The following is a 14,572-nucleotide window of genomic DNA, read 5'->3' as shown; positions in this document are numbered from 1 at the left end:
GTGGCAAGTCAAGGTCGAGTCAATCGTTCAATAGCATCAATAGCCGTTCCAGGAAAGGGACTTGGGACACCACCATGCTCCTCCGGGCCGGTGCGGGAGCGAACCAGGCCACCCGGTCCAGCTCTGGGAACTCCTCCACCCGCCCCGACCCCGGCGGCCACTCCATCGTGAAGGTGCCGGGCCGCATCAACGCGGGGTCGAGGTCCGCCTCGACGGCCCAGATCGTCACGAGCTTCCCGTTGGCCTGACGGACCTCGCCCAGCGGGAGGTACGCGCCCTCGGGCGGCGGCAGCCCGATCTCCTCCGTGAACTCCCGGCGGGCCGCGTCCCGGGGCGTCTCGTCCTCCAGGTACTCGCCCTTGGGGATCGCCCAGGCCCCGGCGTCGCGCCGCTCCCAGAACGGGCCGCCCATGTGCCCGAGCAGCACCTCGATGCCGGCGTCGTCGTCACCGCCGTCCGCGGAGGTCCGGCGGAAGAGGAAGAGGCCCGCGCTGCGCTTCTGCGTCATGGACCCATGTATGCCCCGCGCGGGCCCGGTCAGTGCCTCGGTCAGCGGTCCGGTCGGTGCCCGGGTCAGTGCCCGTGCGGGCCCTCGCGGTGCACCGGGCCGTGGGCGTCCGCGCAGTGCGCGTCCGCGGGCCCCGGCTGTTCGCCCGCCCGGCCGACCGACAGCAGGGTGTCCTGCACGTGGTCCACCTGGAGGGTGGTGTGGGTGATCCCGTACTGCGATCGCAGCATCGCCTCCAGGTCACGGCGTACGGCGTGGCAGTCACCCGCGGGTTCCACCAGGACGTGCGCCGAGAGCGCGGCCTGCCCCGAGGTGATGATCCAGATGTGCAGGTCGTGCACCTCGGTCACCGGGCCGTGCGCGACCAGCCGGTCGCCGACCGCGTCCGGGTCCATGTGCGCGGGAGCGGCCTCCAGGAAGATCCGGCCGGACTCGCGGACCAGCCCGTACCCCGCCTTGACCATCAGCACCACGACGATCAGCGTGGCGATCGCGTCCGCCTGGACGAAGCCCGTGGTGAGCACGATCAGGCCGGCCACGGCGGTCCCGATGAAGGCGAACAGGTCGTTGAGGATGTGCTGGTAGGCGCCCTCGACCGCCAGCGAGGACCGGTTCGCCTTGGAGATGCACCACGCGCAGACGACATTGACGACGATGCCCGCCAGCGCGGTCACCAGGACCAGGCCGCCCTGCACCGCGGGCGGATCGATCAGCCGCCGCACCGCCTCGTACGCCAGCCAGAGCGCCAGCAGCAGCAGGGTGAGCCCGTTGGCCTGGGCCGAAAGGATCTCCGCGCGCTTGAGCCCGTACGTGAACCCGCCGCGCGCGGGCCGCGCGGCCAGCCGCATGGCTATCAGCGCCAGGACGATCGACACGGCGTCGGTCAGCATGTGGGCGGCGTCGGAGATCAGAGCCAGCGAGCGGGCCACGACGCCGATGACGACCTCGACCGCCATGAACGCGCCGATCAGGCCGAGCGCGATCGCCAGCCAGCGGCGGTCGGCGTTCTCCACGACCCCGTGCGAGTGCCCGCCGTGGCCGCCGTGGGCGTCGTGGGCCTCGTGCCCGTCGGCCCCGTCCGCCGCGGCGTCCGGCCCGTGGTCGTGAGCGTGGTCGTGCGCACTCATCGCTGGTCCCCCGTCTGTTCGGTCTGTTCGGATCCGACGCGTGAAGTGAAGCGCACCCGGCGAGGATCGGCAAAGGCTGCAACGGGGACCGTTGTCATTCCCTATAAGCCCGCTCTGACCTGCGGCGATGCGCGGACGCCGGAGAACGGGCCCGAAGGGCCGTGCCGTGGGAAAATCGCCTCATGGTCCAGCGCCACGGTGTGCCGACCGCCCCCGAACTGCTCCTGGAGACGGACGGGGGTTCCACCGTGATGACGCCCGGCCGGACCTACCACGTCGGCCGGGACCCCCTCTGCGAGATCTGCCTCGACGACGCCCGCGTCTCCTGGCACCACGCGGTGCTCCGCCCCGACGGCGACCACTGGACGGTCGAGGACGAGGGCAGTACGAACGGCACCTGGGCCGAGGGCCACCGCGTCCACGCCTGGGAGGTCGGCCCCGGCAGCGAACTGCGTTTCGGCAGCTCCGCCGACGGCCCGCGCGCCGTCTTCGCCGCACCGCCCGCCCCGGCCCCGCGGCCCTTCCACGCACCACCGCCGGTGTCGCCCCCGCCCCCGCACCCCGCCCGGACCCCGCGTCCGTCCTCCGTCATGAACCCGGCCTTCACCGGCACCTTCCGGCAGCCCACCTCGGTACGCCCGCTCCCGGCGCCGGCCGCCGGTGCGCCCGGCACCGCCCTGGCCATCGGCCGCGCGCCCGAGAACGACCTCGTCCTCGACGACCTCGTCGTCTCGCGGCACCACGCCGAACTGCGCTCGCTCGCGGACGGCGGCTTCGAGATCACCGACCTCGGCAGCCACAACGGCACCTACCTCAACGGCTACCCCGTCGACCGCGCCCGCCTCACCGAAGGCGACATCATCGGCATCGGACACCGCTCCTTCTGCCTCGTCGCTGGACACCTCCAGGAGTACGTCGACACCGGCGAGGTCTCCCTCGACGTCCAGGACCTCACCGTCGCCGTCGACCGCGGCCGCAAGGTCCTCCTGGACCACGTCTCCTTCCCGGTCGGCACCAAGTGCCTGCTCGCCGTCGTCGGCCCCAGCGGCGCGGGCAAGTCCACCCTGCTCGGCGCCCTCACCGGCCTGCGCCCCGCCGATCACGGCACCGTCCTCTACGACGGCCGGGACCTCTACCGCGACTACGCCGAACTCCGCAGCCGCATCGGCCTGGTCCCGCAGGACGACATCCTGCACACCCAGCTCACCGTCCGCCGCGCCCTCGGCTACGCCGCCGAACTCCGCTTCCCGCAGGACACCGCCGCGGGGGAACGCGAGGCCCGGGTCGCCGAGGTGATCCGCGAACTCGGCCTCGACCAGCGCGCCGACCAGCCGATCCACAGCCTCTCCGGCGGCCAGCGCAAACGCGTCTCGGTCGCCCTGGAACTCCTCACCAAGCCCTCCCTGCTCTTCCTCGACGAGCCCACCTCCGGTCTCGACCCGGGGATGGACCGCTCCGTGATGCACATGCTGCGCGGCCTCGCCGACGACGGCCGCACCGTCATCGTCGTCACCCACAGCGTGCTCAGCCTGGACGTCTGCGACCGGCTGCTCGTCCTCGCCCCCGGTGGCCGTATCGCGTACTACGGGCCGCCCGACGAGACCCTCGGCTACTTCGGATATGCCCAATGGCCCGAGGCCTTCGAGGCCTTCGAGAACGAACAGGGCCGCGACTGGGCGGGGGAGTACCGAGCCTCCTCGTACCAGCGCCGCTTCGCCACCAGCGCGGCCACGCCCGTCCGCGCCCGCACCGACGGCGTTCCCTCCGCCTCCGCGGCGGGGCTGCGGGTCCCGCCGCCCACACCGCAGAGCTGGGGAGCGCAGTTCAGGACCCTGGTCCGGCGCTACGCCGCCGCGCTGACGGCCGACCGCACGTTCCTCATCATCATGGTCGCCCTGCCCTTCGTCATGGGAGCGATGGCCCGGGCCCTGGCGGGCAGCGAACTGACCGCCGAGAGCGCCGTCAGCGCCCTGCTCATCCTGAACGTGGGCGGCGTGCTGACCGGCGCCGCCAACGCCGTGCGCGAACTCGTCAAGGAACGCGTCATCTACCAGCGCGAACGCGCCGTGGGCCTCTCCCGTTCCGCCTATCTGATGTCCAAGGTGACCGTCCTGGGCGCCATCACCATCGCCCAGGCCGTGGTCCTCACCCTCGTCGGGCTCTTCGGCGTGAAGCACCACGCACCGGATGGCAAGGGCGTGTTCCTGCCACCCCTGATCGAAATCACCATCGCCGTGGCCCTGTTGGCCTTCACCGCGATGATGCTCGGCCTGCTGGTCTCCGCCCTGGTCAAGAAGGAGGAGGTCACCATGCCGCTGCTGGTCCTCCTCGCGATCGCCCAAGTGGTCTTCTGCGGCGCGCTCCTGCACCTCGACGGAGTACCGGTGATCGAGCAGCTGGCCTGGTTCGTGCCCGCGCGCTGGGCGCTCGGAGCCATGGCGGGCACCATCGACCTCGGCGCGCTCGTGCCCGGCAAGCTCACCGCGGACCCGCTCTTCGCCCATTCCCCCGGGACCTGGCTGTTCAACCTCGGGATGCTGGTCGCCCTGTCCGTGCTGTTCGGGGTGCTGGTCTCCCGGCTGCTGCGCCGACACGAGCCCGCGATCATGCGGAAGTAGGGGGAGGTCGTCCGATGGCGATGCCGACGGGAACCCCGGACGGGGTCGCGGATTTCCGGCCCACGCACGTCGTCCCGCCGGAGGGGCTGCCCGGCTGGGAGGCTCCGGACGTCTCGCTGGTCGCCACGCCGCTGGACCCGTTCCTCCCCGTACGGCTGCTGTCCCGGCGCGGCGAGTGGGGCGAGGTCCTCTGCGCCAACGGCTGGTCCGCCTGGGTGGACGGGCGGCTCCTGGTGGCCGTCCCGCAGGCGCCGCCCACCGCCGGGCAGCCGCTGACCCGCGCGGAGGACCCGCGGCCGCTGCTGCGCCGCTCGGACGAGGACCTGGAGCGCTACCGGCAGGCCGTGGACGACCTCGCCGCCGGGCGCACGGACACCGAGGCGTTCCGGCGCGCCACCCGGGGTCTGCGCGCCGGGGTGGTCGTCGACGGCGAGGCCGTCTGGGTGTACGACGCGGCCGCCGGACGCTGGATGTACGGCGACGGGACCCGGATGGCGACCTTCGCCGTCTCCGCGGGCCCGGGCGCGCACGCGGCCACGGATCCGCCGGCCGGGGAGCACGCGCCCGGTGCGCCGGCGGCGGAGCCCGCGGCGCCGGACGGCGGGGCCGCGTCCCACGCGCCGACCCGGCTCGTGGACCTCCCCGACCCGGAGGCGCGATGAGCGCTGGTGGCGCACCGGGGCCAGGCTCCGACCCGGACCCCGCACCTCCCGCAGTGCCGGTGAGGGGGCGCCCCAGCGACCTGAGGGGCAGACGGATCGCGGGCTACGAGGTCGAGAGCGAGATCGGCCGCGGTGGCATGGCGGTGGTCTACCGCGCCCACGACCTGCGCCTGGACCGTACGGTCGCGCTCAAGCTGCTCGCGCCCGAACTCGCCCGCAACGACACCTTCCGCCTCCGCTTCGCCCACGAGTCGAAGGTCGCGGCCGCCATCGACCACCCGCACATCGTGCCCGTCTTCGAAGCGGGCGAGACCGAGGGTCTGCTGTACATCGCCATGCGCTACGTCGCCGGGCAGGACCTGCGGGCCCTCCTGGACCGCACCGGTCCGCTCCCCGTGGGGACCGTCGCGCGCATCGCGGGCCAGGTCGCCTCGGCGCTGGACGCCGCCCACGAACACGACCTGGTCCACCGCGACGTGAAACCCGGCAACATCCTGGTCGCGGCGGGCACGGACAGCGAGCACCCCGAGCACGTCTACCTCACGGACTTCGGCCTGACGAAGAAGTCCCTCTCCCTGACGGGATTCACCAGCGTCGGCCAGTTCGTCGGCACCCTCGACTACGTCGCCCCCGAGCAGATCTCCGGCAAGCCGGTGGACGGCCGCTGCGACGTCTACAGCCTCGGGTGCGTGGTCTACGAGATGCTGGCGGGTGGCCCGCCCTTCCTGCGCGACGACGACATGGCCCTGCTCTGGGCCCACCAGTACGATCCCCCGCCCCCGCCGTCCTCCGTGCGCCCGCAGCTCCCGCCCGCCGTGGACGACGTACTCGCGCGGGCCCTGGCGAAGTCGCCCGAGGACCGCTGGCCGAGCTGCCTGGCCTTCACCTCCGCCCTGCGGGACGCGGGCACCGGCCGGGGCGGCCGGCCCCTCGCGCCGCGGCCCCCTCCCGAGCCGCCTTCCCCCGACACACCGCCTCCGCCGCCGCCCAGTTGGGCCCTGCCGGTCTTCCGGCGGTGGCGGGTGGGGTGAAGCCGTCCCGGACTCGAGTCCGGGACGCGCAACACGTCGTTACGCGCCCGGTGACGGCGGACCCTCGTCGACCCGGCCGCGCCGGTGGACCGGGGTGGCCAGGAGGGCGCCGAGGAACCCGGCGACCGCGCCCCACAGCAGGGCGAGGGGGACCGTACGCCACAGCTGCGGGAGCAGTCGCACCTTCCCGCCCAGGCCGTCCACGTCACCGATGCCGAGCAGGGACAGGCCGAACCGGGCCTCGACCCCGGCCAGCAGGCACACCACGAGGGTGGCCAGGGCCAGGGCGACGCCCAGGTGCAGGGCGTGCTGCCAGGGGCGCACCCGCGCGGGGGAGCGTACGGCCATCAGGAAGCCCGCGCCGAGCAGCAGCAGGGCGGCCACCGCCACCAGCCACCAGGCCCGGGAGTCCTGCCGGGCCAGCGAGCCGACGTCCACGGTGGACAGGTCGGGGGTGCGGAGCACATCGTCGAGGATCCGGGGCATCGGCAGCCCGAAGGGACCTTCCACCCGCCCCTGCCAGGCCCCGCCGAGGCCCAGGGTGAGCGCGAGCCAGGCGAGGTTCGGCAGCCCGAGGAGGATCACGGCCAGGGTCTCCTGCGCGTGGCCCCGCGTCGCGGCGACCACCAGGCCGACGACGACGCCGAGCGCGGCGTACGAGAGGAGCAGCGCGACGACCGCGAACGCGGCCGGGCGCACCGCCTCGTGGAAGCGCACCAGCCGGGCCGGCAGGGGCGCGCGCCGCGACACGAGCAACGAGACGAGCAACAGGCCCAGGATCCACAGGAGTCCGAAGGACAGGGTGGCGGGCAGGGCGGTCTCGAAGCCCACCGTCGGCGAGGAGTCCAGGAGTTCGGCGAGGTCCCCGACGGGTGAATCCCCGGTGGAGATGCCGAAGGTGTGCCGGGCGTAGAGGGCGAACGCGGTGAGCGCCAGCAGCCAGAGGAAGACCAAGGGGGCGGCGCGGAGGAGGAGTTCGCGGGGCCTGGCCACCGCATGATGGCGCAGTGGGCGCAGGAAGCAGAAGGCCGCGGTCAGCGCTCCGGCCAGGCTGACGGACAGCGGCATGACGGAGAGTCCGGCGTTGGCTCCCGCGAGGAAACCGGCCCCGCCCGTCACGTCCACCGACCCGCCCGCCGCCATCACGACCACGGCGGCCACCACGTGCGGGAAGGCCCCGCCGGGCAGGTCGTCGGCGCCCGCGCAGACCAGCCCGGCCGCCGCGACCACGGTCATCACGACGAACCCGGCCAGGACGGCGACCAGCGCGTCCAGCCACACCCGCTCGGAGCCCCGAGATGAACGGCTCACACGCAACGGTAGGCACTCCCGGCTTGCGGGCACCACCTGAACGGCGCACACAATGGTCGGCAGGAGTACACGAAATCCGGAGATTTCCGCGGAAATGCGGAACATCCACATGGGTACCGGAACTCCTCCGTCTGGGAAGAAGAGCCCGTGACCACGCTACCTTCCGGCCAGTCGCCGTCCGAGCGCCCCACCGGACCCCCGTCGGGGCCCCCCTCCGGGACGCCCTCAGGTCCTCCCTCCGGTCCCCTCTCGGGTGGGCAGCAGGGGCCGCCGTCCGGGCCCCCGTCGCTGCCTCCACCACCACCTCCGTCCCTGACTCCACCTCCGCCACCGCCACCTCCGCCCCAGAAGCCCTGGTGGCGGTCCGTGCCGCGGGTCGCGACCGCGCTCGTCGCGCTGGCGGCCGCCGTCGCGCTGACGGTCGTCCTCACCCGGCCGACCGGCACCACGGGCAACGGCGGCGAGGTCTTCCTGCAGACCACCTCGGCGGCCGGGCCCGACCCGTTCACCGAGTCGACGGCGGCGGAGCCCGCGGTCGAGGAGGTCCCGTCCGAGCAGCCGCAGACGGTGGCCCCGACGGACACACGGACGGATACGCGGACGGCCGTCCCGACGGGCCCCACGACCGGGCCGACGCCTCCCCCGAAGGGGACCACGGCGACCCGGGCCGTCAGCGGCGCCGCCCCCGGGCTGTACGGCGGCACCAAGGACACCGCCAGCTGCGACGTGGAGAAGCAGATCAAGGTGCTCTCGGCCGACCCGGCCAAGAACGGCGCCTTCGCCTCGTCCCTCGGCCTCCAGCCCGCGGCCGTTCCCGGCTATCTGCGCTCGCTCACGCCCGTGCAGCTGCGCGTGGACACCCGGGTCACCAACCACGGCTACCGGAACGGCAGCGCGACCAGCTACCAGGCGGTCCTCCAGGCGGGGACGGCCGTCCTCGTGGACGACCGCGGCGTGCCGCGGGTGCGCTGCGCCTGCGGGAACCCGCTCGGGGCGCCGGTGGCGCTGAAGGCGGACCCGAAGCGGTACGGCGAGCCGTGGCCCGCGTACCACCCGGCGAACGTCGTCGTCATCGCGCCGTCGGTGACGATCGTCAACAAGTTCGTGATCTACGACCACCAGAACCGGCACTGGTACGAGCGGCACCCCGGTGACAAGCCCAGGCACGACAAGCCCGTGCCGCCGCCGGTGTTCCCGAAGCCGGTGTTCCCGACGCCGGTGTTCCCGACGCCGCCGGTGTCCCCGTCGCACTCGCACTCGGTGCCGCCGTCCACGTCGCCGTCGGGGTCTCCGTCGACCTCGCCGTCGGGCTCCCGGTCGCCGTCGACGTCTCCTTCGACGTCTCCTTCGACGTCGCCGTCGACGTCTCCCTCCGGGTCCCCGTCGGTGTCCCCGTCGACGTCGCCCTCACTGTCCCCGCTGGTTTCGCCGTCCGGCTCCGGGTCGTCGTCACCGTCGGGCTCGCCGTCACAGTCACAGTCACCGTCGAACTCGGTGTCGCCGTTGGTGTCACCGTCCGACTCCAAGTCCGCGTCCCCGTCCCCGTCCCCGTCTTCGTCCAAGGCCAAGTCCCCGTCTCCGTCCGCGTCCCCGTCTTCGTCCAAGGCCAAGTCTCCGTCTCCGTCACAGTCCCCGTCCCCGTCGGCATCGGTCTCACCGTCCGAGAAGCGGAGTCCCTCGGCGCTGGTGTCTCCCAGCCGCGCGCCGTCCCCCAGTGCCACGGTCACCGTGCAGCCGACGGTGACAGTGAAGCCGACCGTGACGGTGAAGCCGACGGTCACGGAGAAGCCGACCGTCACGGTGAAGCCGACCGTGACGGTGACCTCCGCTGCGCCTGAGGCACCCTCCCTGGTGCCCGAACCTTCCGCCCCGCCGGAACGGCCGCAACCGTCCGCACCGGCTGGGGACCTCCCGACGCCGGGCGGCGGCGACACCGGTGGAAGCACCGGGTAGCCGACCCGCCGAGCAAGCCAAGAGGAGTGTGAGACCGGCCTCCCCCGCCCGGGGGAGGCCGGTCCCGTCTTGGGGGCGACGTTCCGCGGCCCCGGCCCCACGAGGCTGTGGTCGTGACCACTCCGCGCCGCATCCGCGCCACTCGCCACAGCCGTCCCACGGAACGCCCCGTGCCGCTCTGGGCCGAGCGCGTCGCCCACGCCATACCCCTCCTGATGCTTCCCGTGTGCCTGTGGCGGCTGCCCTTCGCCTTCGGGTACACCATGGGCTGGGACATCGACGCGCCCCCGATGCCGCCGCTCTGGATCGGCATTCCGTACGTCTTCGGGCTGAGCTGCCTGTCCGAGCTGGCCGCGTTCCTGTGTTTCGGGCTGGTCCGCGGCTGGGGTGAGGTGCTGCCCGGCTGGGTCCCGTTCCTCGGTGGCCGGCGACTGCGCCCCTTCGACGTGCTGGTGCCCGCCTCGCTCGTGGCCCTGGGCGCGAACTGCCTGCTGGTGGACTGGGTGGTGACCTTCTTCGGGATCGCGGGAGCACACGCACCCCGCGCCGCGAACGGCTGGTGGAGGCTGCTGGCCGAGACGGTGAGCGGGCTGTTCGTCCTGTGGGGTCCTCTCCTGACCGCTCTCATCTGGGCTTATCGCGCCCGCCGTTGCCGTTAGGCCGTCCCGCCGCCCGTCCCGCCGCCCGTCCTCCCCAAGAGGGAGGGGACTACGCGGGGATGCGCGGGCCCGGCCCGGAGGCCCCGGGGTGCGCGTGGATCACGGGGTTGTTTCTCGGCCAACCGGCTGGATTTCGCGTGGTACGCAAGGGGGACAAAAGGTCGGCTCCTGCGAGGGATTCGGTCGACCCACCCCGTCCAACACAGTGGAGGCGCACACGATGTGACCCGATGAAGGGAATGGCCCCCCGCACATGAAACGCCTCGCACCGCTCCTCGCGACCGCCGGACTCGTCGCCGCCGCCCTGCCCGGGCTGGCGGCGCCCCCGGCATCCGCCGCCGAGACCCCGGCATACCTGCGCCAGACGCCGGACTGGCACCGCTGCAGCCCGGACAGACCGGCGACGTACGAGTGCGCCACGCTCAAGGTGCCGCTCGACTACCAGCGTCCCGAGGGGCGCACCCTCGACCTCGCCATATCGCGGATCAAGAGCGAGGCCCCCGCCAAACGGCGCGGTGTGCTGCTCCTCAACCCCGGCGGTCCCGGGGTCCCCGGGCTCTTCCGGCCGGTACGGACGCATGCCGAGATGGCCAAGGACGTCCGGGACCGCTACGACCTCGTCGGCTTCGACCCGCGCGGTGTCGGTCAGAGCAGCCCGATCGGCTGTGGTGAGCTGAACAAGGCCGAGAAGGGCGCCGGCGGGGCCTACCGGCCCGAGACCTTCGCCTCGGACGTGGCCTGGGCGCGGGGGATCGCCGACAAGTGCCGTGAGAAGTCGGGGGATGTGATCCCGTACATCACCACCCGCAACATGGCGCGCGACCTGGACGTCATCCGCGCCGCCCTGGGGGAGAAGAAGATCTCCTATCTGGGCTACTCGTACGGGACCTACCTCGGCGCGGTGTACTCCCAGATGTTTCCCCAGCGCACCGACCGCTTCGTCCTGGACAGCGGCATCGACCCGGGACGCGTCTGGCGCGGCATGATCCAGGCATGGGGAACCGGGGCCGAGCCCGCCTTCGAGCGGTGGACGCGGTGGGCGGCGGAGCGCTCGGACACCTATGGGCTCGGCGCCACGCCCGAGGCCGTATCCGCGACCTTCTGGGCGCTGGTGGCACGCGCAGACCGGGACCCGATCAGCCACCAGGGGGAGAAGCTGACGGGCGACGATCTCAGGGCCGATCCGTCGCTCTTCTTCTCGCCCGAGGGTGCCTCGGTCGTCGTCAAGTCCATCAAGGCCTCGGCCGACAAGCCGCCCCAGCAGACCGGCGCCACCGCGCCGGAGGCGAAGGGGTCCGACGTGAAGGGGCCGGACGCGGCGTCGCCGCCCGGGCCCGCCCGGGCCGCCGGGCCGGGCGCCGACGCGGCGGGGTCGTCATCGGGCGAGGTCGACGCCCCCTCCAGCAACGGCACCGCCGTGTACTGGGCCGTGGTGTGCGGGGACACGGACGCCTGGCCGCGGGACCCCGGGCAGTACGCGAAGGACGCGGCGCGGGACAAGGTCGCGCATCCGCTGTACGGAGACTTCGCGTCGAACATCAAGCCGTGCGCCTTCTGGCAGCGCCCGCTGGAGGCCGTGACGCCGATGAAGACCCGGGCCGACGTCATGACCGTGCAGAACGAGTGGGATCCGCAGACCCCGCTCGCCACCGGCCAGGGCCTGCACCAGGCGCTCAAGGGGTCGCGGATGGTGCTGGCGCTGGGTGGCGAGGGGCACGGCGTGTACCTCTCCAACCCCACGGCCTGCGCCAACATACCGGTCGACGCGTACCTGTCGACGGGTCGGTTGCCCGCGAAGGACGTGACCTGTCACAACCCGCCGCCCACCCCGAATCCGGAGGGGTCAGCGGCCCGCTGAGGACAGGACCGGAGGAGGGTCGGCCGCGCTGACCGGCGCCGCGTCGGTGACATCCTGAGGCCACCCCCGGTGCCCTCTCGGTGCCGTGTCGGTGCCGTGTCGTTTCTTCGGTGAATCGGGCCACTCGGGAGGGTGAGTTCGGCGGGTCGGCCCTCCTCGCGGAGCGGTGGCTTCCGCTAGAAACCAGGCATGATCACCAGCCTGACGCGCGCCTGCGCCGCGCTCGCCCTCGCCGCCCTGCCCCTGCTCTCCGCGACCCCCGCGGCCGCCGCGGCCGCTCCGTGTCCCAGCGGCTCGGTCTGCTTCTACACCGGTGCGGACTACGGCGGGCAGAGCTGGGAGTGGTCGCCCCGCAGCGGGTACCGGGACATGCCGGCCCATCTGCACGATCACGTCGGTTCCTTCGTGGCGAATGTGGACGCCTGTTTCATCGACTGGTCACCGAAGGCGACCCGCCAGGTGCGCAGCGGTGACTGGCGGCGCGACTACCGCAACGACTTCGGTGGCCGCATCGACGCGGTGAGCGCAAGCTGCTGAGCCGGGTCCTTCGGTTCCGCCCCGCCCCGCCCCCGCCCCGGCCCCGCCCCCGCCCCGGCCGCGTCACGCAGGGTGACCGGCCGGGCGGGGCGGGCCGGTTTCCACCGCGCTCCGGGCCGATGGGTGAGACCCTGGTGGCATGGCCGAAAGGGGAGAATCCCCCGCGGTCGACTGGCCTGCCCGCCCGGACCTGAGCCTCGCGCTCAACCGGATGGGCACCTTCGACTGGGACCTCGACAGCGGGCAGATGCATCTGGACCCGACCGCTCTCGGGGTCTTCGAACTGCGTCCGGAGGAGTTCACCGGCACCCCCGGCGGACTCCGCGCGCGGATCACGCCCGGTGAGGAGGCCCGGCTCGACGCCCGCGTCGCCCAGGCGCTCAAGGACGGGCGCAGCCACTACGGCGCCTACTTCCGGATCCGCCGCCGGGACGGCACCGCCAGCTGGACCCACATCCAGGGCCACATCCTGCGCGACCCGACCGGCCGCCCGTACCGGATCATCGGGATCGTCCGGGACGCCGACCTCGATCCCGGCGAGCCGGGCGCCCGCAGCGAGCGGGACGAGGGGCGGCGCCGGATGACGGGCGTGGTGGAGCGGACCACCGCCATCCTGGCCCACGCCCGGACCGTCAACGACGTCACCGACATCCTCAAGGACCCCGCCGCGCTCGGGCACCTCGGTGCCGTCAGCATCATGCTCGGCGTGGTCGACGGCGGCCGGGTCCACCTCGTGGCGGAGGGACAGCTGGGCACGTACGTCCCCGAGATCGAATACACCCGGCTCGACGCGGACTTCCCGATGAGCGAGGCCGTACGCACTCTGCAACCGGTCTACGTCACCTCGCGCGACGAATTCGAGCGCCGCTACCCGCTGCTGTGGCGGTACATCGCCCCGCTCTCCGTGCGCAGCGGGGTCTACCTCCCGCTGATCGCCCAGGGCCGCCCGATCGGCGCGATCGGGCTGCTGTACGCGCGGGAGGGGGACTTCACCGCCGAGGAGAGCAACCTGCTCGTGGCCCTCGGCAGCGGCATCGCGCAGAGCCTCCAGCGGGCCATCCTCTTCGAGCAGGAGCACGACCTCGCCGAGGGGCTCCAGCGGGCCATGCTGCCGCGCAGCATCCCGGAGGTACCGGGCGCGCGGATCGCCGTACGCTACCGCTCGGCCCGGATGGGGCGGGACATCGGCGGGGACTGGTACGACGTGATCCCGCTCGGCGAGGGCCGCGTCGGCGTGATGATCGGCGACGTCGAGGGCCACGACACGGACGCGGCGGCCGTCATGGGCCAGTTGCGGATCGTGCTGCGCGCCTACATCGCCGAAGGGCACACCCCGGGCACGGCGATGGCGCGGGCCGCCGCGTTCCTGCGCGAGCTGGAGACGGAGCGCTTCGCGACCTGTACGTACGCGGAGATCGACCTGAACAGCGGGATGCTGCACATCGTGCGGGCCGGGCACCTGGACCCGGTCGTGCGGCGCGGCGACGGCAGCTGCCACCGCGTGTCCGCGGCCGGCGGCCTGCCGCTGGGGCTGCCACCGCGCGACCGGTCCGGGACCGGCTCCGACTACCCCGTCACCACCCTGGAGCTGCACCCGGGAGACACCCTGATGCTCTGCACGGACGGGCTGATCGAGCGTCCCGGAGCCGACGCGGACACCGGGATGCGGGAGTTCATGGAGGCCGCGCGCGACGGGCCGGTCGATGTGGAGGAGCTGGCCGACGTGCTGTGCGACCTGGTCGGCGACTCCGGTACGGGCGACGACATGGCCCTGCTCCTGCTGCGCCGCCGGGGCACGCCCGCCCCGCGCGGCGGCGGCCCCCTCCGGCAGCGGCTCGTGCCCGGGGACACGGACGGCCCGACGCTGGCCCGGCACCTGATCCGGGCGGCGGTGGCGGCCTGGGGTGCCCGGGACCTGGCGGACGAGATCGAGCTGGCCGCCGACGAGCTGATGACCAACGCCCTCGTCCACACCGACGGGGGTGGCCATGTGAACGTGCGGCTCACCGCCGAGGGCCGGATCAGGATCGAGGTCGAGGACGCGTCCAGCGCGCTGCCGCGGCGCCGCGAGGCGGACGACTGGGCGGTGTCGGGGCGCGGGCTGATGCTGGTGGACCGGCTGGCCGACGCGTGGGGGGTCGAGCCGATGGGAGCCGGCAAATGCGTATGGTGCGAATTCGCCCTGTCCGCCGCCGCCGTCGGCGCCGCCGCGGCTCCCGCCTCGGTGCGCGTCACCATGCCCGGCGCGCCGCCCGCCGCGACCGTGCCGCCCGCCGCCCCGGCCGAGGCGCCGCGGTCTTCCGGGTGA

Annotated in this window: 10 protein-coding genes and 1 pseudogene; 8 read left to right on the top strand and 3 right to left on the bottom strand. The window is 73.3% G+C overall.

The window, feature by feature from the left end; translation table 11 throughout:
* Positions 1-19: 19 nt before the first annotated feature.
* Together ABT084_RS10520 and ABT084_RS10515 are read right to left on the bottom strand one after the other, a co-directional pair.
* On the bottom strand, positions 20-508 hold the full coding sequence (locus ABT084_RS10520; protein WP_351040616.1) for an NUDIX hydrolase: 489 nt from the start codon (positions 506-508) through the stop codon (positions 20-22).
* 65 nt (positions 509-573) lie between these two features.
* Entirely contained in the window at positions 574-1,635 is a 1,062-nt protein-coding gene (locus tag ABT084_RS10515; RefSeq protein ID WP_351040613.1) for a cation diffusion facilitator family transporter, read from the bottom strand.
* A gap of 182 nt (positions 1,636-1,817) precedes the next feature.
* Between ABT084_RS10515 and ABT084_RS10510 the strand changes: the two genes are divergently transcribed.
* The 3 genes from ABT084_RS10510 to ABT084_RS10500 are packed head-to-tail and all read left to right on the top strand — an operon-like array spanning position 1,818 to position 5,946.
* A complete protein-coding gene (locus ABT084_RS10510) occupies positions 1,818-4,253 on the top strand; it encodes an ABC transporter ATP-binding protein/permease (RefSeq protein ID WP_351040611.1) in 2,436 nt (811 codons plus the stop codon).
* A 14-nt stretch (positions 4,254-4,267) separates the two neighbouring features.
* A complete protein-coding gene (locus ABT084_RS10505) occupies positions 4,268-4,915 on the top strand; it encodes an SH3 domain-containing protein (protein WP_351040608.1) in 648 nt (215 codons plus the stop codon).
* Entirely contained in the window at positions 4,912-5,946 is a 1,035-nt protein-coding gene (locus tag ABT084_RS10500; RefSeq protein WP_502968889.1) for a serine/threonine-protein kinase, read from the top strand. Before ABT084_RS10505 ends, ABT084_RS10500 begins: the two co-directional genes overlap by 4 nt.
* A 39-nt stretch (positions 5,947-5,985) precedes the next feature.
* On the opposite strand, the gene ABT084_RS10495 is transcribed toward ABT084_RS10500, so the two are convergent.
* Positions 5,986-7,257, bottom strand: coding sequence for a streptophobe family protein (locus ABT084_RS10495; RefSeq protein WP_351040602.1), 1,272 nt, complete (start codon positions 7,255-7,257; stop codon positions 5,986-5,988).
* Between the two features lie 147 nt (positions 7,258-7,404).
* On the opposite strand from ABT084_RS10495, the pseudogene ABT084_RS10490 reads away from it, so the two are divergent.
* From ABT084_RS10490 to ABT084_RS10465, 5 genes and pseudogenes are all read left to right on the top strand, one after another.
* A pseudogene (locus ABT084_RS10490) lies at positions 7,405-8,742 on the top strand (DUF6777 domain-containing protein); the annotation flags it as partial.
* 581 nt (positions 8,743-9,323) lie between these two features.
* On the top strand, positions 9,324-9,869 hold the full coding sequence (locus ABT084_RS10480) for a hypothetical protein (protein WP_351040599.1): 546 nt from the start codon (positions 9,324-9,326) through the stop codon (positions 9,867-9,869).
* A gap of 253 nt (positions 9,870-10,122) precedes the next feature.
* Positions 10,123-11,727, top strand: a complete 1,605-nt coding sequence (locus ABT084_RS10475; RefSeq protein ID WP_351040596.1) for an alpha/beta hydrolase — start codon at positions 10,123-10,125, stop codon at positions 11,725-11,727.
* A 189-nt stretch (positions 11,728-11,916) separates the two neighbouring features.
* Positions 11,917-12,264 carry a peptidase inhibitor family I36 protein gene (locus ABT084_RS10470; protein ID WP_351040593.1) on the top strand — a complete coding sequence of 116 codons (348 nt, stop codon included), beginning with the start codon at positions 11,917-11,919 and terminating at the stop codon, positions 12,262-12,264.
* A gap of 139 nt (positions 12,265-12,403) precedes the next feature.
* Positions 12,404-14,572 carry a SpoIIE family protein phosphatase gene (locus ABT084_RS10465; RefSeq protein WP_351040591.1) on the top strand — a complete coding sequence of 723 codons (2,169 nt, stop codon included), beginning with the start codon at positions 12,404-12,406 and terminating at the stop codon, positions 14,570-14,572.

It is taken from the genome of Streptomyces sp. NPDC002138 (assembly GCF_040296485.1).
Taxonomy (GTDB): Bacteria; Actinomycetota; Actinomycetes; order Streptomycetales; family Streptomycetaceae; genus Streptomyces.
This window is presented reverse-complemented; position numbering and strand designations above follow the sequence as displayed.